Annotated in this window: 19 protein-coding genes and 2 pseudogenes; 12 read left to right on the top strand and 9 right to left on the bottom strand. The window is 36.0% G+C overall.

The genetic code is table 11. The features are described from left to right. The first annotated feature begins 133 nt into the window (after positions 1-133). The 12 genes from Q0871_RS12670 to Q0871_RS12725 all read left to right on the top strand — a co-directional run bounded on the left by Q0871_RS12670 (position 134) and on the right by Q0871_RS12725 (position 12,588). Positions 134-1,948, top strand: coding sequence for an acyl-CoA dehydrogenase (locus Q0871_RS12670; RefSeq protein WP_299324053.1), 1,815 nt, complete (start codon positions 134-136; stop codon positions 1,946-1,948). Between the two features lie 102 nt (positions 1,949-2,050). Further along, on the top strand, positions 2,051-2,824 hold the full coding sequence (locus tag Q0871_RS12675; RefSeq protein WP_299324057.1) for a glucose 1-dehydrogenase: 774 nt from the start codon (positions 2,051-2,053) through the stop codon (positions 2,822-2,824). A 59-nt stretch (positions 2,825-2,883) separates the two neighbouring features. Then, complete coding sequence (locus Q0871_RS12680; protein WP_299324062.1) at positions 2,884-4,098, top strand: acyl-CoA dehydrogenase family protein; 1,215 nt, start codon at positions 2,884-2,886, stop codon at positions 4,096-4,098. A gap of 122 nt (positions 4,099-4,220) precedes the next feature. Continuing rightward, a complete protein-coding gene (locus Q0871_RS12685; protein ID WP_299324067.1) occupies positions 4,221-5,288 on the top strand; it encodes a phosphotransferase family protein in 1,068 nt (355 codons plus the stop codon). 4 nt (positions 5,289-5,292) lie between these two features. Next, entirely contained in the window at positions 5,293-5,676 is a 384-nt protein-coding gene (locus tag Q0871_RS12690; protein WP_299324072.1) for a hypothetical protein, read from the top strand. Positions 5,677-5,731: 55 nt separating this feature from the next. After that, complete coding sequence (locus tag Q0871_RS12695; RefSeq protein WP_299324076.1) at positions 5,732-6,487, top strand: SDR family NAD(P)-dependent oxidoreductase; 756 nt, start codon at positions 5,732-5,734, stop codon at positions 6,485-6,487. Between the two features lie 5 nt (positions 6,488-6,492). Further along, positions 6,493-7,263 carry an enoyl-CoA hydratase/isomerase family protein gene (locus tag Q0871_RS12700; RefSeq protein ID WP_299324079.1) on the top strand — a complete coding sequence of 257 codons (771 nt, stop codon included), beginning with the start codon at positions 6,493-6,495 and terminating at the stop codon, positions 7,261-7,263. Between the two features lie 72 nt (positions 7,264-7,335). Further along, positions 7,336-8,340, top strand: a complete 1,005-nt coding sequence (locus Q0871_RS12705; protein WP_299324082.1) for an NADP-dependent oxidoreductase — start codon at positions 7,336-7,338, stop codon at positions 8,338-8,340. Between the two features lie 96 nt (positions 8,341-8,436). Further along, on the top strand, positions 8,437-9,411 hold the full coding sequence (locus Q0871_RS12710) for an NADPH:quinone oxidoreductase family protein (RefSeq protein WP_299324085.1): 975 nt from the start codon (positions 8,437-8,439) through the stop codon (positions 9,409-9,411). Positions 9,412-9,484: 73 nt separating this feature from the next. Beyond that, on the top strand, positions 9,485-10,222 hold the full coding sequence (locus Q0871_RS12715; RefSeq protein WP_299324089.1) for an SDR family NAD(P)-dependent oxidoreductase: 738 nt from the start codon (positions 9,485-9,487) through the stop codon (positions 10,220-10,222). A gap of 4 nt (positions 10,223-10,226) precedes the next feature. Further along, the gene (locus Q0871_RS12720) at positions 10,227-10,691 is read left to right on the top strand and encodes a MaoC family dehydratase (protein WP_299324092.1); all 465 of its coding nucleotides are present in this window, start codon (positions 10,227-10,229) and stop codon (positions 10,689-10,691) included. A gap of 76 nt (positions 10,692-10,767) precedes the next feature. Further along, a complete protein-coding gene (locus tag Q0871_RS12725; protein WP_299324095.1) occupies positions 10,768-12,588 on the top strand; it encodes a long-chain fatty acid--CoA ligase in 1,821 nt (606 codons plus the stop codon). A gap of 608 nt (positions 12,589-13,196) precedes the next feature. Here Q0871_RS12725 and Q0871_RS12730 read toward each other — a convergent pair. From Q0871_RS12730 to Q0871_RS12770, 9 genes and pseudogenes are all read right to left on the bottom strand, one after another. Then, a pseudogene (locus Q0871_RS12730) lies at positions 13,197-13,475 on the bottom strand (DUF5712 family protein); the annotation flags it as partial. Between the two features lie 11 nt (positions 13,476-13,486). Next, complete coding sequence (locus tag Q0871_RS12735) at positions 13,487-13,867, bottom strand: BfmA/BtgA family mobilization protein (protein WP_299324099.1); 381 nt, start codon at positions 13,865-13,867, stop codon at positions 13,487-13,489. A gap of 478 nt (positions 13,868-14,345) precedes the next feature. Beyond that, positions 14,346-14,495, bottom strand: coding sequence for a hypothetical protein (locus Q0871_RS12740; protein ID WP_299324102.1), 150 nt, complete (start codon positions 14,493-14,495; stop codon positions 14,346-14,348). Positions 14,496-14,506: 11 nt separating this feature from the next. After that, entirely contained in the window at positions 14,507-14,932 is a 426-nt protein-coding gene (locus Q0871_RS12745) for a DUF6876 family protein (RefSeq protein ID WP_299324105.1), read from the bottom strand. A gap of 78 nt (positions 14,933-15,010) precedes the next feature. Further along, positions 15,011-15,355, bottom strand: a complete 345-nt coding sequence (locus Q0871_RS12750; RefSeq protein ID WP_299324109.1) for a single-stranded DNA-binding protein — start codon at positions 15,353-15,355, stop codon at positions 15,011-15,013. A 57-nt stretch (positions 15,356-15,412) separates the two neighbouring features. After that, complete coding sequence (locus Q0871_RS12755) at positions 15,413-15,649, bottom strand: hypothetical protein (RefSeq protein ID WP_299324112.1); 237 nt, start codon at positions 15,647-15,649, stop codon at positions 15,413-15,415. Positions 15,650-16,405: 756 nt separating this feature from the next. Continuing rightward, on the bottom strand, positions 16,406-17,425 hold the full coding sequence (locus tag Q0871_RS12760) for a LacI family DNA-binding transcriptional regulator (protein ID WP_299324116.1): 1,020 nt from the start codon (positions 17,423-17,425) through the stop codon (positions 16,406-16,408). Positions 17,426-17,478: 53 nt separating this feature from the next. Continuing rightward, positions 17,479-19,385: pseudogene (acs, locus tag Q0871_RS12765) on the bottom strand (acetate--CoA ligase). Positions 19,386-19,396: 11 nt separating this feature from the next. After that, on the bottom strand, positions 19,397-21,085 hold the full coding sequence (locus Q0871_RS12770; RefSeq protein ID WP_299324121.1) for a sodium:solute symporter family protein: 1,689 nt from the start codon (positions 21,083-21,085) through the stop codon (positions 19,397-19,399). Positions 21,086-21,091: the final 6 nt, after the last annotated feature.

Raw genomic sequence — 21,091 nt, forward strand, 5'->3', positions numbered from 1 at the left:
TGCTTTATACCTCTTAAATTATCATAATCGTAAAATTTTAACCTTATATTATTATTTTATTAAACTGGTTTAATCAGTTTCGTATGAAATAATTCTAAATTGTCGTACGATAATTTCAAAGATAAAATTCGATATGGCAAACCAATATGTAGACTTAGAAACCCTTAAATTTTTATTATACAAAGTACATAGTGTACAAGATGTACTTGAGCAAGAACGTTATGCCGAGTATGATAAAGACTCTATAGAAATGCTTTTAAATTCTGTTAAGGATTTCTCTGACAAAGAATTATTTCCTTATTTCAGAGAGATGGATGAACAACCGGCACATTTTAAAGATGGTGAAATTGTAGTACATCCGCAGGTAAACAAATACATGAAAGCCGCTGGTGAAATGGGTTTTATTTCTGGATCTTTTTCATATGAAGATGGTGGTATGCAACTGCCTCAAATGGTATTGAATGCTTCTGCTTTTATACAAGAAGCTGCTAACAATTACTTACCTGGCTATGTTGGTTTAACCGTAGGTTCTGCAGAATTAATAACACATTTTGGTAATAAAGAACTTAACGAAACCTATGTACCAAAAATGTTAGAAGGTACTTGGGGCGGTACAATGTGCTTAACAGAACCACAAGCAGGTAGTTCTTTATCTGATATTGTCACCTCTGCTACACCAGATGGCGATTCATATAAAATAAACGGACAAAAAATATTTATTTCAGGAGGAGATTACCAAGGTGCAGAGAACATTGTGCATTTAGTATTAGCTCGAATAAAAGGAGCTCCTGCAGGTACAAAAGGGATTTCTCTCTTTGTAGTACCAAAAAAGAGACCAACTTCAGACGGTGGGTTAACCCCAAATGATGTTACTACAGTTGCAGATTTTCAAAAAATGGGTCAACGGGGGTATTGTACAACACACCTCTTTTTCGGTGACAAAGAAGATTGCAAAGGTTGGTTAGTCGGTGAGCCACAACAAGGTTTAAAATATATGTTCTTAATGATGAACGGAGCAAGAATTGGTGTTGGTAGAGGTGCTGCAGCAATTGCTACAGCTGCTTATCATGCTTCATTAAATTATGCGAATGAAAGACCTCAAGGACGTAAGCTTACAAGCACAGGTAAAAAAGATGCTAATCAAGAACAAACATTAATCATTAACCACCCAGATGTTAGAAGAATGTTATTGCTTCAAAAAGCAATTTCTGAAGGTTCGTTAAGCCTGATTTTTTTAACGGCAAAATACCATGACCTTTCTCTTGCAAGTGCAACTGCAGAAGAACGAGAAAAATATAGATTATTATTAGAAATAATGACTCCCGTTGTAAAAACATACCCATCAGAAATGGGCAAAACATCTGTTGACAATGGGGTACAAGTTTTAGGCGGATATGGCTTTTGTTCTGATTACGTTTTGCAACAATACCTAAGAGATATTCGAATTTTTGCGCTTTATGAAGGTACCACGGGTATACAATCTCAAGATTTATTAGGCAGAAAGGTAACCATGAATAATGGCGAAGCGTTAAAACTATTATCAGTAGAAATAAGTAACTCAATTCAGGCTAGCATGGCACATGATTCATTAGCCCCATATGCAAAAAAACTTGCTGCCAAATTAGAGTTAACGCAATATGTATTGAAATCATTAATGGGCTTTGCCATGAAGGGTGATTACCAACGTTTCTTAGCAGATGCGACCCCATTTATGGAATTTTTCAGTAACATTTTAATGGGATGGTTATGGTTAGACTTAGCTAGAGAAGCACAAAATGCCCTTGTAACTGGCAATAAAGAAAACAGTGCTGAATTCTACGAAAGTAAAATACATACAATGCAATTCTACTTCAAGTATGAATTGCCAAAAACTACAGGATTAGCAGAAATTTTAATTGACAATAAGACAGCCTTGACTATAGGTACCGATAAGGAAGTTTTTGTATAATTAAAATACTAGATTCTAAAATGTCATACTGGGTATAGTCCAAAAATAAGACTGATTAATATTTTTCAGTATGACATAAATTCTATCAACTAACAACGAAAAATGAGTATAAAACAAAGATTTGATCTTACTGGAAAAGTAGCCGTAATAACAGGTTCTAGTAAAGGAATAGGACTCTCTATAGCTAAAGGCCTAGCAGAAAATGGAGCTAAAGTAGTCATCAGCAGTAGAAAACAAGACGCTGTTGACGCTATTGCTAAAGAAATGCAAGAAGCTGGTTTTGAAGCAATCGGTATTGCATGTCACATTGGCGAAGCAGACCAACGCGAAGCATTAATAGCCAAAACCATTGAGGAATATGGAAGAATAGATATTTTAGTAAACAACGCTGCTATCAATCCATATTACGGTCCGTTAGAAGCTTCTGATGAAGAAGTTTTCGATAAAATAATGAATGTAAATGTTAAAGCGCCTTGGTTACTTTCAAACTTAGCTCACCCACATATGAAAGCACAAGGCGGCGGTAGCATCATTAATATTTCGTCTGTAGAAGGTATTCACCCAGGTTTTAAACTTGGCTTATATAGCGTTACAAAATCAGCTTTAATAATGCTATCTAAAAATCAGGCAAAAGAATGGGGAAGACATGGTATTCGTTCTAATGCAGTTTGCCCTGGTCTTGTTAAAACAAAGCTTAGTCAAGCACTGTGGTCCAACGAAAAAATGGTAGCAGGTTATACAGGTGTAGTGCCATTGAAAAGAATAGCCGAACCCGATGAATTAGCAGGTATAGTAATGCTTCTAGCTTCAGATGCAGGATCTTATATGACAGGCGGTGTCTATACTGTTGATGGAGGATATTTAATCTCAGGTTAAGGAAAGTAATCAGTACAAAGTATTAGTATTAAGTATTAAGTTGATTAAAGAAAAAGCTAATGAATTTCGAACATAGTGACAAAGCAATCGCATTACAACAAAAAGTACAAGCTTTTGTGGAAGAACACATCAACCCAATAGAGGTCGAGGTAGATTCTTTTCATCACAACCCTAATAATGCCTGGAAAAAATGGCCAGGATTAGAAGGTTTGAAAAAAAAGGCTAAAGACGCCGGTCTATGGAATCTTTTTCTTCCAAAGTCTTATGGCGATTTAAGCCCGGGATTAACCAATTTAGAATATGCTCCCTTGGCTGAAATAATGGGTCGTATTATATGGGCTCCCGAAATTTTTAATTGTAATGCTCCTGATACAGGTAATATGGAAGTAATAGCAAAATACGGTACTCCAGAACAGCAAGACAAGTGGTTGAAACCATTATTGAATGGCGAAATACGTTCTGCTTTTTTAATGACTGAACCAGATGTTGCTTCTTCAGATGCTACTAATATTGAAACATCTATAGTTGCTGATGGTGATGAGTATGTCATTAATGGTAAAAAATGGTGGTCATCTGGTGCTATGGATCCAAATTGCAAGATTAGCATTGTAATGGGGAAAACAGATTTTGATGCTCCAAGACATGCTCAACAAAGTATGATTTTAGTACCTATGGATACTCCGGGGCTAAAAATCATAAGACACTTACCCGTTTTTGGCTATACTGATTCTCCCGAAGGGCATGCAGAAATTTTACTAGAGAACGTTCGGGTTCCAAAAGAAAATTTATTAATGGGTGAAGGTCAAGGTTTTGCAATAGCCCAAGGACGATTGGGACCGGGTAGAATTCATCATTGCATGCGTCTAATAGGCATGGCACAACGATCGCTAGAAATCATGGCAGAACGCACTACTAAACGTAAGCCTTTTGGTAGAACTTTAGATACGTTTAGTAGTGTACGACAAGATATTGCAAGTTCAGCTTGTGAAATTGAGCAAACACGTTTGCTGGTATTATCTGCTGCCGATAAGATGGACAGGCTAGGTAACAAAGAAGCAAAAGATTTGATTGCGATGATAAAAATTGTTACACCAAAAATGGCTTTGAGCGTAATAGATAGAGCCATTCAGATTTTAGGCGGTATGGGCGTAAGCGACGATACACCATTAGCTCACTTTTATGCAGCTGCGAGAACATTGAGATTAGCAGACGGTCCAGATGAGGTTCACATGAGTCAGTTAGGCAAGAATGTTATTAAGAAATACGCCAAATAAAGTAAGAAGTTCAACAACCAAAATATCGCGGTTTACCAATATCGACATCGTAAAACAGGTAAGCCATAGAAACATCAATCAATTTCAAAAGCATCCCTCCTATTTGGGAAAGAAAATAACATATGAATATAAAACCAGTCAGAGAAGGTGAAGAATTAAATCAGATAAATCTCAAGAAATTTCTTCTTGAGAACAATTTAATTGCTGATGTCGAAAGTCAACTTCAAGTTGAGCAATTTGCCAATGGCTTTTCAAACCTTACCTACTTACTGAATATTGAAAATAAAGAATACGTTTTACGACGACCACCTTTCGCTGCTCCAAAACGCGGGCACGATATGAGCCGTGAATACAAAGTAATTTCAAACTTAAATTCCGTTTTTGACAAAACTCCGAAAGCGTACACGTATACAGAAAATACTGATATTATAGATGCTCCTTTTTATATTATGAGTAAAGTAGAAGGGATTATTTTGACCGCTAAAGAAGCACATAAAAGACAGATTCCTGAAAATGATTTTAAAACAATCTCTAATACTTGGCTAGATACTTTTGTTGCCTTTCATGCAATAGATTACAAAGCAGCAGGACTTGAAAATTTAGGACGCCCAGATGGTTATGTCGAACGACAAGTAAGGAATTGGAGCAAGCAATATTTGGCTGCCGCAACAGATGATGTACCTACCGCAGAGAAGGTAATGAAATGGATGTCAGAAAATCAACCTAAAAGCTACGACCACACTCTAATACACAATGATTTTAAATATGACAATGTGGTTTTTAAGGATAATAGCTGGAAAGAAATAATAGCTATTCTAGATTGGGAAATGTGCACGCTAGGTGATCCCTTAATGGATTTAGGCACTTCTTTAGGATACTGGACTACAGCAGCAGATCCAGATTTTATGAAAAAAGGTTTACAATCACCAACAGTAATGAAGGGCAACCCGCTACGGTCTGAAATTGTGCAACAATATGCTGCCAAAAGTGGTCGAAACATAGATAATCTAGTATTTTATTATGCCTACGGATTATTCAAAATAGCAGTAATCGCACAACAAATTTATTATCGATATAAGCATGGGCATACAAGCGACCCAAAATTTGCCCAATTGAACAAGGCCGCTGAACTATGTTGCAAGACTGCTTGGGAAGCGATACAAAAAAAACAGATAGACAATTTATTTTAAGCATTTGGAAGAAAAATCACATACAGAAATTAACACGGAGCAATTAAAGGCATTTGCGCAATTACCTATGGACAAGCCCGTGGTGATGCTTAACCTTTTGAAATTTAAAGAAACCGTTATAGAAACTGGATTAACAGGAGCTGAATCATATAAAAACTACATGAAAGCGGCTATGCCGTTCTTTCAAAAAGCAAATGCTGAAATTCTTTATATGGGAAAACCTCAACGAACATTAATTGGACCAGCAGATGAAAATCTATGGGACAAAATATTGTTGATAAAATATAACACCGTAGCTGACTTTTTAGGGATGGTAAAAGCAGAGGGATATCCTTCACATTTAAGAGACCAAGCCTTATTAGATTCAAGGTTAATTCAATGTGACTAGAATACCAGAATCAAAATTAGAAGAGCTTAGAGAAACTAAGAATAAAACAAAATAGATGAATTTAAAAGATAAAGTAGTCATAATAACAGGTGCCGGAAGCGGTATAGGTGCAGCTGCAGCCAAACTTTTAGGCGAACGAAACGCAACCGTCGTGGCGTCAGATATCAACCTGAGCAATGCAGAAAAAGTAGCTGCTGAAATTGAAAAAAATGGTGGTGTTGCATCTGCCACAAAAACTGATGTTACAAAATTTGAAGAGGTTGAAGCCCTAATAGCGCAAACAGTCTCAAAATATGACCGTGTAGATGTCATTGTTAATAATGCCGGTATTGGTGGCAAGCACCAATTGAAAACCGCTGAGCATACCCATGACGATTGGCATAATGTCATTGCCGTTAATCAAACAGGTGTTTTTTACTGTATGCAGGCTGCATTAAAACAAATGATAAAGCAAGGTCATGGCACCATTGTTAATGTAGCTTCTTTAGCAGGTCTAAAAGCGTCAGGAAACAATTTATCCTACAGTGCTAGCAAATTTGCTGTGGTTGGTATGACAAAGTCAGCAGCTTTGGAATATGGCAGTAAAAATATTCGTATTAACGCGGTTTGCCCTGGTTACACACATTCTGCCTTATTAGACCAATTACTTACGGTAAGACCAGATATGGGCGATTTATTGAAGAGATTAATACCCATGAAAAGATTTGGTGAGGCCAATGAAATTGCAGAAGGTATTTGCTTTCTTGCTTCTGATAATTCAAAATTCATGACTGGGCAAACATTAACATTAGACGGAGGAACATCCTTATAAAATATATGAAGACATTAGAAATAACTTATAAAGACGAGTACGCTATTGTACAAATGAACCGCGGTAAAGTCAATGCTATCAATGCAGAAATGGTAGCTGAATTGCGAGATACTTTTAAATCTATAGCAGCAAATGATGAAGTTAAAGGAGTTATCCTTTCTGGTCAACCGCATTATTTTTCTGCAGGTTTAGACTTAATTGAACTCTTTCAATATGACAAAAACCAAATAGAAAATTTCTTTTCATCGTTCGGTACTCTGTATTTAGAACTGGTACAATTTAAAAAACCCTTCATTTCTGCCATTACAGGATATTCACCCGCCGGAGGTTGTGTTTTAGCTGTAGCAAGTGATAATCGCTATATGGCCGATGGAGATAAATATGTAATTGGTCTTAATGAGGTTGCGGTAAACATTCAAATAAGTCAAAATCTAACCGAAGTATATGCTTTTTGGATGGGTGATGGTTTGGCAAGCAGATATATTCTAGAGGGAAAATTATTAACCGGTAAAGAAGCAGTATCTGCCGGTTTGGTAGATGAACTTGTTCCATTAGAAAATGTTTTGGAGCGCGCAGAAAAACAAATGCGCCTTTACATGAAAGCAGACCAACAAATTTGGATAAATACCAAAGCTAAAATTAGAAAACATCTTCTTGAAAAATTAGATGCAGATGGTAAAAACTCTCTAAAAGAAGCTGCTGAACTTTGGTGGAAACCAGAAATACGAGCAAAGATGAAAGCTTATGTAGAAAGTTTTTCAGGTAAGAAAAAATAAAAACTCAACGATCATAAATTAAAATCAATCAGATTCTAACTCTTATCAGATTGATCATAAAATAACTAACTCATGAATAAACAATTATTATTTGTAAAAAGACCCACTGGTGATGCTGACGCTTCAACATGGTCATTAGTCTCTAACCCTATTCCTACAATCAAAGAAGGTGAAGTATTGATACAACAACATTATGTATCTCTAGATCCTGCTATGCGTGGTTGGATGAATGATGCAAAATCTTATATAGCACCCATGGAAATTAACTCTGTAATGCGAGCAGGTTCTGTGGGGCAAGTAATAGAGTCAAATAATCACCCAAAATTTAAGGTTGGTGATTACGTTGCCGGTTATGCTGGTGTACAACAATACATTGCCACAGAAGGTGAAGGCTATTACAAAGTTGACCCAAACCTTGCTCCCCTACCCACCTACATTGGTACTTTAGGTATGACAGGTATGACCGCTTATTTTGGAATTACAGAAGTAGGCAAAATAAAAGAAGGTGATATTGTTTTAGTTTCTGGGGCCGCAGGTGCTGTTGGTAGCATTGTTGGTCAAGTAGCTAAAATAAAAGGTTGCAGAGTTGTAGGTATTGCAGGCGGTGCTGACAAGTGTAAATATGTTGTTGATGAATTAGATTTCGATGCATGTATCGATTATAAAAACGAGAATGTAAAAGACCGCATAAAAGAAGAATGCCCAAAAGGTTTAGATGTTTATTTTGATAACGTAGGTGGAGAAATTCTGGATTTAGCTTTAGGAAGACTTCGAATGCATGCTAGAATAGTTATTTGTGGAGCAATATCTCAATACAATAATAAAACCGCTATGAAAGGACCTAGTAACTACTTGTCTCTATTAGTAAATAGAGCTAGTATGACAGGCATGGTTGTTTTTGATTATGCAGATAGATATGCAGAAGGAGCTAAAATTTTAGGCGGATGGATGGCGCAAGGAAAACTAAAAAACAAAGAAGACATCTACGATGGAATAGAAAATTTCCCAGAAACATACAATCGTCTTTTCTCTGGCGATAAAATGGGGAAATTGATATTAAAAATAATTGAGGAATAAAAAGTATACCACCACTTAGAGCGCAGTGGAGAACTTAACAATGCGAGATTTAAAATATTTCTGTTTACACAGAAATGAAAAACAAAGAACTTATATATGAAAGCTATACGATGTAAAAAATTCGGTCCTCCTTCTTCATTAGTATTGGAAGATGTTGCTAATTTAAAACCGAAGGCAAAAGAGGTTTTAGTCGAAGTCAAGGCATGTGGATTGAATTTTCCAGATACATTGATTATTCAAGGCTTATATCAGTTCAAACCAGAATTGCCCTTTACACCAGGGAGTGACGTCGCCGGTATTGTTAAAGAAGTTGGCGAAGGTGTTTCTCATTTAAAAGTAGGTCAAGAAGTATTTGGTTTTGTAGCTCATGGTGGTTTGGCAGAAGAAGTTCTAGTTCCTGCAAATGCTTGTTTCCCAAAGCCTCCCCAGATGGATTTTCCCATTGCCGCTTCTTTTCTTATGGCGTATGGAACTTCATACCATGCCTTAAAAGACAGAGGTAATTTGGCAGAAGGTGAAACACTTTTGGTTTTAGGTGCTTCAGGTGGTGTAGGCTTAGCCGCTGTTGAACTTGGCAAACTTATGGGTGCAACGGTTATTGCTGCTGCATCAACTGATGATAAACTCGATTTATGTAAGGAATATGGTGCTGACAAAACAATTAATTACACTACCCAAGATTTAAAAATAGCCATAAAAGAACTAACTGATGGTAAAGGTGTAGATGTTATATATGACCCTGTAGGCGGAACATATTCAGAAGCAGCCTTTAGAGGTATTGCCCGAAATGGCAGGTATTTGGTCGTAGGTTTTGCTGCTGGCGATATTCCTAAAATTCCGCTGAATCTTCCTCTATTAAAAGAAGCAGCGATAGTTGGTGTTTTTTGGGGTGCATTCGCAATGAAAGATGCTAAAGCGAATATGCACAATACAATGGCTTTAATGAAATGGCATGCCGAAGGCAAACTAAAACCACATATTCACGCTGTTTATGATTTAAAAGATACAGCAACTGCTCTTGAAGAAATGACCCAAAGAAAAGTGAAAGGCAAATTGATTGTTAAGATTTGAAAAATATAAATAAAGAAAAATGACTGTCACTTCTAGTACTGTCAAGAATATAGAAATTACAAAATAGAATAACATGAGATTAGAAAACAAAATAGCAGTAGTAACAGGTGGTTCTAGAGGAATAGGACAAGCGATATCAGAATTATTTGCAAAAGAAGGTGCTACAGTAATAATAGTAGACCTATTACCAGAAGGGCAAGCAGTTGCAGATGGCATAAATGCTAGTGGTGGTAAAGCAGAGTTTCATTCCGTATCTGTAACAGAAAAATCGGCTATTGAAACCTTATTTGCATCGATAAACGATAAGTACGGAAAACTAGATATCCTTATTAACAATGCCGGAATTACAAGAGATAAAACTCTTGAAAAAATGAGTGAAGAAGAGTTTGATTCTGTGGTAAACGTGAATTTAAAAGGTGTGTTTTTATGCACCCAAGCTGCTGCACCATACATGAAAGCCAACAAATATGGTCGAATAGTAAGTGCTGCTTCTAATGTTGGGTTACGAGGTAACTTTGGTCAAACAAATTATGCAGCTACAAAAGCCGGAGTTATAGCAATGTCAAAAACATGGACTGTTGAATTAGGTAAGTATGGCATTACTGCCAATGCAATTGCACCAGGTTTTACCATGACCGATATGGTTGCTAAAATACCTAAAGAGCATTTTGCTGCTATTGAAGCAAGTATACCTCTAAAAACTGTTGCACAGCCTATTGATATCGCTTACGGATATTTATATCTGGCATCAGATGAGGCGCGATTTGTATCTGGTATTTGTTTAACAATAGATGGTGGAACTTCAAGATAATAATATGGCAAAGTTAGAAATAGAAGATTTTAAGGCATTCAGAGAACTCGAAGGCAAACCACTACCAGTAGGTAATTGGATAACCGTAACTCAAGAAATGATCAACGATTTTGCCAAAGCTACGGGAGATCATCAATGGATTCATGTTGATGTTGAAAAGGCGAATAAATACTCTCCTTTTAAAAAACCAGTAGCTCATGGTTTTTTATCAGTGTCATTACTATCTAAAATGCTGGAAGATCTCATTATGGTAAAGTCAGCAAAAATGGGGGTGAATTACGGATTAAACAAAGTTCGTTTTCCTAGTCCTGTTTTGGTCGATAGTCGTCTTCGACTTATAGGTAATATCGCTAACATTGAAGAATACGGTGATTCTGGCTTAAAAGTTATATGGAATTGTACAATTGAAATCGAAGGTTCTGAAAAGCCTGCCTGTGTTGTAGAATTTATTAGTCTTATGTTTTCTTAAAACCTCAACTTATATAATTAAATAAAATCACGTGTAATTTATCTCAATTAAAATTAACAAAAAACAATCCAAAGCAATGACTAGACTCTTTGACCTCTTATATTACCAATTAGAAAATCATCCATTAGAAAACTCTATAAACGGTCGAGATACCTCTGGTAAATGGAAATCATATAGTTCGCAGGAAGTTAAAGAAACTGCGGAAAGTATGGCATCAGGATTATTGAATCTTGGTCTAAAACCTGGCGATAAGGTTGCTTTTGTTACTTATAAAAATAGACCAGAGTGGATGATTCTAGACTTTGCCATGCAAATGGCCGGATTGATAAGTATTCCTCTGTATCCGACAATTAGTGTAGGTGAGTATGAATATATTTTAAATGAAGCAGAGGTAAAAGTAGCTTTTTGTGGAGGTGGAGATTTGTACAAGAAATTAAATGCTACACGTAAAAACGTTACCACTTTAAAGCATATCTACACTTTAGACAAGCAAACTGACATTCCCTTCTGGGAAGATTTATTCAATGATTCACATAAGGCGGAAGTTGAAAAAATTAAAAGCGGAATTACAACTGAAGATCTGGCTACAATTATTTATACCTCAGGTACTACCGGAAACCCAAAGGGTGTTATGCTATCGCATAAAAACATAATGCACATCGCTTTGAAAACTTCTCCACATTTACAAGCCAAGCCTGGTAATAATGTGTTGAGTTTTTTACCCTTATGCCATATTTACGAACGATCGGTGTCTTTTGTATACTATTACAAAAGTGCTAAAATATTCTTTGCAGGTACAGATAATTTAAGCGGTCCAGATGGCGATTTAGCTGCTGTGAAACCCGCAACATTTACAACCGTTCCAAGATTGCTTGAGAAGATATACGAGGCTATTTATAATAAAGGCTTGGCTTTAGATGGAATAAAAAAGAAGCTTTTCTTTTGGTCCTTATCATTAACCGATGACTATGAAATAAATCAAAAATTATCTTTTGGTAAAAAGTTGAAATGGAAAATTGCCGATAAATTAATTTTTTCTAAATGGCGCGATGCTCTTGGTGGTAATATAAATGCAGTTGTTACAGGCGCTGCCCCATGCCCTGTAAAAGTAATGCGTGTTTTTTGCGCAGCAGGTATTCCAATACGTGAAGGGTACGGACTTACAGAAACTTCACCAACATTAAGTGTAAATACTATGGAGCCCGATGGCGCACTATTAGGTTCTGCCGGTCCTCTTATTAATGGAGTAGAAATATTAATTGATCAAGAAGGCGGAGATTACAGAGAAGGTGAAGGTGAGATTTTAGCATACGGTCCAAATGTAATGATGGGCTACTACAAGAAACCAGAAGTAAATGCCCAGGTTTTTTGCGAAATAGATGGCAAGCGATGGTTTCGTACTGGTGATATAGGTACATTAGTAAAAGGACCTACAGGTCGAGAATTTCTTAAGATTACTGATAGAAAAAAAGAATTACTTAAAACATCTGGAGGTAAATATGTTGCCCCAGCACCAATTGAAAATAGAATAAAAGAGGAGTTTTTAGTAGAACAAATGATGGTAATCGGTGACAAACAAAAATTTGTTTCCGCTTTGATAGTGCCTGCAGAAGAAGCTTTAAAAAGTTATTGTAATAAAAAGGAAATTCCCTGGACCAGTTTAGACGAAATAATAAAACACCCAAAAGTATTAAAACGATACCAGAAGATTATAGATACGTACAATCCTGAATTTAGCCATGTAGAACAAATTAAAAAGTTCAAACTTATTGCTCGTGAATGGCTACCTGTACATGCTGATGGTGCAGATGCAGAATTAACCCCTACCCTTAAATTAAAGCGTCGGGTTATAAGAGAGAAGTTTAGTGCTGAAATTATGGATATCTATGCTGAATAAAGAGTCTAACTAAAAAATTGAATTGAATTCTTTAGTAAGGCTGTAATTATTGTGAATTAATAACTTGATTTTTTTTGAAAAAATTATCATAACAAATAACAACTTCACAAATTGAAAACTACACTTTGATTTATATGCCGTAATCTATTTTCGCTACCATTACAAGGCGAAATTCGTAAGCAAGCTGATATGAGTCAGATTGGAAGATAATGTTTCTGTAACGGCTTTAAAAGACCTACAAATCATTAATGCCCTATAAATAATAAGTTTAATGTAAATATAAATTACGTTGAAGTAAATTCAATTGTAATCATCACGGTACTATAGAGAATATTAGATTATAAAAAGATTTAGGACCAAGTAACACATCTGAACAAAGGCTAAAATTAAAGCAAAAAAAAACCAGTTCATTTCTGAACTGGTTTTTGTCGGGGTGGCAGGGTTATACCCCTACCCCACAATAACTTATAAATCAAACAGTTACATATTCAAAAACTAAGCTGTTAGCCGAATTGTTGACGGCAATATAAATGACCTCAAAGTAAAATGCTTTACTCTCTGATAAATCAAATATATAGTTTTGGGTTAAAAAAATCAACAAAACAAGTTAAATCTTGACTACTATTCTCAAGTTTGCGTAATTCATATTTGGAAGGACTCACTGTAATCGAATAGAATTTAGGTTCTTTCTTTTTTAGTTTTACTGTGTTTCCATCAATTTCTTTAACCACCTCCTCCGCAGAAATTTCGTCGCTAAATTGATTAAAAAAGTGTTCCATATCCTGTTGTTCTAAACCTTGATTTTCTTTCTCCAAATAGCCTACAAAATCCCCTGAACTTTGACTATAGTTAGCACCCATTTTTTGAGGTGTAATTGTAATGTACATAGCTCAAATATTTAGAATTGATTACTCGGATTTTGCTTCTCTCCCAAACCTACTTCTTTGTTTTCTTTAGCGTATTTCTTTTCTATCATCATGGGTTTTTTCCTTGGCTCTTCTGTTTCAAAAAGTGATTGAATCATAGCTACCGTAGGTTTGGTCTGTGTCTTTTCCACATCCCTCATAATTGCAATAACCGCGTTGATTCTTTTTAAGAGTTTAGCTTCAATAGTTCGCCCTGTAGGACCTAATTTTTCCTTTGGCGAAATTTCGTTGTAGAAAAAAAAATCGAGCATCGTTGCCATTGCCTCGGTATGCGATTTAAAGTAAGTTCGGGAGAATGTTTGGAAACGTTTTGTAGTCTCTTTCTTAAATCTAATTCCAATAAATGAGTCCATATTTCGCCAATTTGTCGCAAATTCTTCCCTAAAAACAGGCGTTTACAAGGCGTTTGTCGCAAATTGCTGAAGGTCAAGAAATTAAATAATTTTCAAGTAGCTGAATATCAGCGTTTTGAAAACGAAAAGGAATGCTTAACACCGCATAGCGTGTTACCCTCTTGCTATTCCTTTTCGTTCGCTACAGGCGAACAAAAATTTCATACAATCTGGCTACAAAGCCAATTGCCATTTAAAGGAAATGAATTTCCGATATGTTATTATTTCGATGTGTATGGTTATCGGCGAAAGTCGAAAAATGGATAACCCTACTTAAAATTGAATGCTGTATATCAGCAAACTAAAGATACAATTTTTTTCTTAATATGATATTCCCTAAAAGCAAAACACCCCTGAAAATTTAGAGGTGTCAATTTAGTTATTTCAAAATTTAAGGGTTAAAAACAAAAGTATAGGAATATAAATTTCGTATTGCTTCTTACTCAACCATCGTTTCAAAACAGGTGCGATTTCCTTTAATATATTTCCGAATACTATCGCCAAATTTTCGTTCAACGTCTTTCTTAGAATTTTCTAAAAGTCGGTTTTGAGCCTCTTCGCTCAGGTCTGTAAAATTCAGATATACCATAGCTGTAGATTTTAATATTCGCTAGGTAACATTAACGTATCATTTACAAAAAACAACCGCAGTTCATCGAGCGGAAAATCGGTTACGCTATACCTTTGCTTTTCCAAAATAGTATCATTGCCATCGCTGTAAATTATCTCCGCTTCGTATCCTTCAAAATCCTGCTTTTCTTTATTCAGCCTTTTGAAGTCTATCGTTATAAACTCGCTTCGGTTCATCAAGTTTTTTGCCATTACTGAAGTGTCTGTTATCAGCCAAAAACATTCAGCGACTTCGGCTAAATACTTTAATCCGTCCGTAAAACGGGTTCGCAATAATGGGATTTGATAGAACATTTCCGTTCCGTGAAAATGTTGTAAACCTTCTTTGATTTCGTTAACTTGTGCTTTACTCACTTGTAAATATTTGTTTTGGTGTTCGTGAATCTTCGATTTCATTGTGCATCGTATTAAGGTGTGAATAATGAAAAAAGAGGGCGCATCTTTAGACGGTTACACCCTCTTTAATTTTAAGTTCTATTTGTCGTTCTTACTTCCAAGTAATAGCATTTCGTTCGCTTCGATTTCCGTAACATAGCGTTGGTTTCCATCATCAGTGGTATAGGTCCTAGTCTTAAGTTTTCCGGTTACCCCTATCTCTTTACCTTTTACGACATATTTTTCAATGATATCGGCAGTTTTACCCCAGGCTACCACGGTATGCCAATTCGTTTCAGTTTGCTTTACGCCTTTGGCGTCTTTGTAATACTCGTTTGTTGCCAACGATAAACGGGCTACTTTTTTACCGCTTTCAAGATTTGTAATAGCTGGTTCCTGTCCAACGTTCCCAATTAACTGTACATGATTTTTTAAAGTACTCATAGTAATAGATTTAAAGATTAATTAAAATGCTACCTGAACCATTCAGATAGTTTTTGTTTATTTTTTTTGAAGTGATTTACTTATTATATCTAGAGCGTTTTCCTTTTTTGTTTTTTTTGGTGTCGCTTCCTTTTTGATGTTTTTGTAAGATTTCATATCCTTCATTTTAGATTTACTTCCCATAGTGCCGTCGCTGTTCCCTTTTTTTGTTGCTGATACTTTTTCAATATTTGGAATTGATAAGGACTTATAAAAAGTGGAGCGCAGCGAGAACGGTTTATGCAGTCCGTTCAACTTCCCAATGTTGGTATTTTGCTGGCATAAAAAGGGAATAACAGTGATGGTACGAAAGGAGAATCTAAAGGACTTTGTGAAGTACAAAACCATAGGAAGTGACACCAAATGAATAATGGAATTCGGATTTGGCGGACTTGATTCACGATTTTAGCTCTGGAATGGAGCGTTTCATTCCGGCGCAGCGGAATGGGTTAGCAGAATGGAAAGCTAAAATTGGGGATTGTGTCCAAGACCTTTTGTTAGTGAAGCTCTTTCCCTGAAATGTAGGGAAACGGAATAAAGAGGAATGTGCTGAACGGGTTATGCTAATCGATTACTAATATTTTGGTAGAATATAGGGCAGACTTAATTTCTAAGATGGATATTGGAAATGAAGCGTTTCCCGCACTTTTTGCGGGTTTAGTGTAGTGGAAATCGTAATCTTTGACATTGTGTCCAAGACCTTTTTTAGCGAAGCTTTTTTCCAAGAATGAAGCTTTTCGCGGAATGCAGGGGAATGGGCTGTCTAATTGAATAAGTGTCAAAACATTTTCAAGAAAGAAATTTATTTCTGACCACATAAAATATAAACCAATATTTGACAGATTCCAATTTTATTCAAAAAAATTATTAAAACACAACGAGTGTCTCAAAGGACGAAAAAATCAAAGATCGACCTTTGACATTTAAAAGTAGAATCGACATTAAGCATGCCTCACTTGTCCCTTCGTAACTTTGTACTACCTAACCTTTTTAATCTTGAATTTATAAAAATTATATCAATTTTTTAGTAGAATTACCAATAGTTAATTTTGTTTTAATAATAGTATGAGAAGGGCTTTCTATATTTTTACTCTCAATACGGCTTATAAGAATGTTAGCAGCAGTACTTCCCATATTAGATGCTTGATGGCAAACTGTTGTTATAGATGGGTTTGAGTATCTAGTTAAATATCCATTTGTAAAACCAATAATTGAAACGTCATTTGGCACCTTATAACCTAGAGCCTGAATAGTATTCAAAGTACAAAAAGCAGACAATTCATCGGTAATTAAAAAAGCGTCAATTTGATGTTCACAAATGGCCTTTTTTAACATTTTTTTTAAACCATCATAATTTTCAATATTAAATATAAAACCATCATGAGAATGACCATTTAGTTTAATCGCTATCAAATAACCTTCTTTACGGAGTTCACCTATACTCGTTTTAGAAATTGTTGTTATGAATCCAATTTTTTTACACCCAGTTTCAATTAAATATTCGGTAGCGGTATATGCACTATCGAAATCATTAATAGTAATCTTGTCTCCAACCAATTTGTCATAAACTCTATCAAACTGTACGATGGGTAAATTATGATTAAAGAAATTTTCTATGTAAGATGTTTTATTTTTACGCTGGGTTTCTTCTGCGAAAGAAATTAAAATACCGTCAACGTTATCCTTTATCAAACTTTGCAAACTCTCTTTTTCTTTAATATGTTTATCATCTGTAATACAAACGAATACTTTATACCCATAGGTTGAAGCTTCTTTTTCAATACCATGCAAAACTTTCGCAAAAAAACCTCCGGTAACATTAGGAATTACAAGACCTATGGTCTTTTGTTTTACTCCAAGTTTTAAACTTCTGGCCAAATAATTAGGCACATACCCATATTCATCAGCGGTTTTTCTAACCTTTATCTTGGTTTTTTTAGGTATCTCAATACTATCATTAAGTGCCTTAGATATTGTAGAGACAGAAAGGTTTAAAATTTGCGCAAGCTCTTTTAGTGTTGTCTTTTTCATGAGTTTTAAAGTGAAAAATCACACATAAAAAATGGTGAATTTTGAATTATTAATCAGAGCGCTTTTTCTATTATATTCTCGACTACTTCCGGATTCAACAAAGTGGAGGTATCTCCAAGATTACTTGTATCCTTGGATGCTATTTTTCTTAAAATACGCCGCATAATTTTTCCGCTTCTCGTTTTAGGGAGACCTGGAACAAATTGTATTTTATCCAATTTTGCAATAGGTCCAATATGTTCTGTAATGACTTGATTAATTTCTTTCTTAAGATTATCGCGATCTCTAGACTCCCCCGTTTCCTTTAGAATTACATACCCGTATAAAGCGTTACCCTTAATATCATGAGGGAATCCTACAATGGCAGATTCGGCAACAGCTGGATGCTCATTAATAGCATCTTCTATTGGAGCTGTGCCTAGATTGTGACCAGAGACAATAATAACATCATCTACACGACCTGTAATACGGTAATAACCAACTTCGTCTCTTAGTGCTCCATCCCCGGTAAAGTACATATTTTTAAAAGCAGAAAAATAGGTATCCTTATAACGTTGATGATCTCCCCAAATAGTTCTTGCCATTGATGGCCATGGGAATTTTATACATAATCTACCATCTACTTGATTACCTGTTATCTCTTCTCCGTTCTCGTCTATTAAAGCAGGTTGTATACCAGGAAGAGGCAAAGTTGCATAGGTAGGTTTCGTTGGTGTTGAAAATGGTATCGGAGAAATTAAAATTCCACCTGTCTCTGTTTGCCACCAAGTATCTACAATAGGACATTTTTTATCTCCAACATGGTCATTGTACCAATGCCAAGCTTCTTCATTTATGGGTTCTCCTACAGTTCCTAATACTTTAAGACTAGAAAGGTCATGTTCCGTTACAAAGTTTAAATTCTCTTTCGCTAAGGCCCTAATTGCCGTAGGCGCTGTATAAAATTGAGTTACTTTATGTTTTTGTACTACATCCCAAAAACGACCAAAATCAGGATAAGATGGTACTCCTTCAAACATTACCGTAGTTGCACCATTAGCTAACGGACCGTAAACTATGTATGAATGACCCGTAATCCAACCAATATCTGCTGTACACCAGTATATGTCATTTTCACGATATTGAAATACGTTTTTAAATGTGTAAGCTGTATTTCCATATACCCAGCTGTAGTGTGCATCATTCCTTTGGGCTTTCCTGTAGAGCCAGAAGTGTACAGAATAAACAATGGGTCTTCAGCATCCATAACTTCTGGTGGATAATCTGCGTAGGCATCCTCCATCAAAGGAGCTAACCACTCATCCCTGCCCTCCTTCATTTTAATATCCGAATTAATACGGTTTACTACTAAAACACTTTCTATTCCTGGGCAGTCTTCCAAGGCGTCATCTACAATACCTTTTAAATCAATTGTCTTTGCCCCACGATAAGAACCATCTGATGTAAGAACCATCTTTGCTCCACAATCATTAATACGAGTAGATAATGCTGTTGATGAAAAACCAGCAAACACAACAGAATGAACTGCACCTATACGTGCACAAGCTAAAAGTGAAATAGCTAGCTCGGGAATCATTGGTAAATAAATAACGACTCTACCTCCTTTTTCTATACCCTTCTCTCGTAACACGTTAGCCATTTTACAAACACGCTCTTTCAGCTGTTTATAGGTAATATGCTGTGCCTCCTCGTCAGGATTGTTAGGTTCAAAAAGTATAGCCGTTTTATCTCCTCTTATATGTAAATGCCTATCTATACAGTTTTCTGTAATGTTTAGTTTAGCCCCTTCAAACCACTTTACTTCTGGCTTTGAAAAATTCCAATCTAATACTTTGTTCCATTTTTTTCTCCAAACAAAATGCTCCTCCGCAATTTCGTCCCAAAAACTTTCTGGATTACGAACCGACTTACGATATACTTGATAGTATTCTTCTAGATGTTTAATATGATAATTACTCATGTACTTAATTACTAATGATTAATGGCTTCTCCTGCACCACTTGGTATTCTTATACTCTCAACTATTTCCTGTACATTTTTTGGGGGAGCTGGGGTGAATTTTGAAATAACAATTGATACCCCGAAATTTACAATCATTGCTACGGTTCCAAATCCTTCTGGAGAAACTCCGAACCACCATTCTCTTTCTGTGCCACCTCCAAACCAATCAAATTTGAATTTGAGCATATAAAATAACATGAGTAAAATACCTGCAATCATACCTGAAATAGCACCTTCTTTATTCATTCTCTTATAAAAAATACCTAGAATAATAGCCGGAAAAAAAGAGGCTGCTGCAAGACCAAAAGCAAGTGCTACAGTTGCAGCTACAAAATCTGGGGGATTAATTCCAAAGTAACCCGCTACAGAAACTGCAAAAACCGCAGCTAAACGTGCTGCAATTAATTCTCCTTTTTCTGAAATGTCCGGTTTTACCATTTTTTTAATTAAATCATGTGAGACTGATGCAGAAATAACTAATAGCAAACCTGCAGCTGTTGATAATGCAGCTGCCAAAGCACCGGCAGCCACTAAGGCAATAACCCAATTTGGCAATTGTGCAATTTCAGGATTTGCCAAAACCATGATATCCTTGTCTACAATGAGCTCGTTTACTTTTGGGTCCGCTACGTATTGCACTTTACCATCACTATTTTTATCGTTAAATGAAATTAAGCCAGTGTCTTCCCAATTTTTGAACCAGCTTGGTAAATCTTCATAATCTTTATTACTAACCGTCTCTATTAGGTTTATTCTTGAAAAAACAGCTATGGCAGGTGCGGTAGTATATAAGATAGCAATAAGTAATAATGCCCAACCAGCTGATTTACGCGCATCGCTTACTTTTTTAACGGTAAAAAAACGAACAATTACATGAGGAAGACCTGCTGTACCTACCATTAAGGCAGCGGTTATAAAAAACACATCTAATTTTGACTTGCTTCCTGAAGTATACGCTGCAAAACCAAGGTCTCGATGCAAACTATCTAATTTTTCTAAAAGTGAAACACCTTCACTATCATACCCTCCGAAACCTATTTGTGGAATAGGGTTGCCAGTCATTTGTATTGATATAAAAATAGCTGGCACCATAAAGGCAAAAATAAGCACACAATATTGAGCCACTTGTGTATACGTAATGCCCTTCATGCCACCTAATACGGCATAAAACAAGACTATTATCATGCCTATAATGACCCCAGTATTAATATCTACTTCTAAAAATCTTGAAAAAACTAATCCAACACCCCTCATTTGCCCAGCCACATAAGTAAAAGAAACCAATAAGGCACATACTACCGCAACACTCCTAGCCACATTAGAATAGTAACGATCACCTATAAAGTCAGGAACAGTAAACTTCCCGAATTTACGTAGGTATGGCGCTAGCAGGAGAGCAAGTAGCACGTAACCCCCTGTCCAACCCATTAGATATACGGAACCATCATAACCGCTAAAAGATATTAAGCCCGCCATCGAAATAAATGAGGCGGCACTCATCCAATCAGCAGCTGTTGCCAAACCATTTACTAGTGGAGAAACCCCACCACCTGCAATGTAAAATTCTTTTGTTGAGCCTGCTCTAGACCAAATAGCAATACCAATATAAATAGAGAACGTTATACCAACTAAAACCCAAGTCCATGTTTTTAAATCCATACTATT

The organism is uncultured Maribacter sp. (genome assembly GCF_947500985.1).
Taxonomy (GTDB): Bacteria; Bacteroidota; Bacteroidia; order Flavobacteriales; family Flavobacteriaceae; genus Maribacter.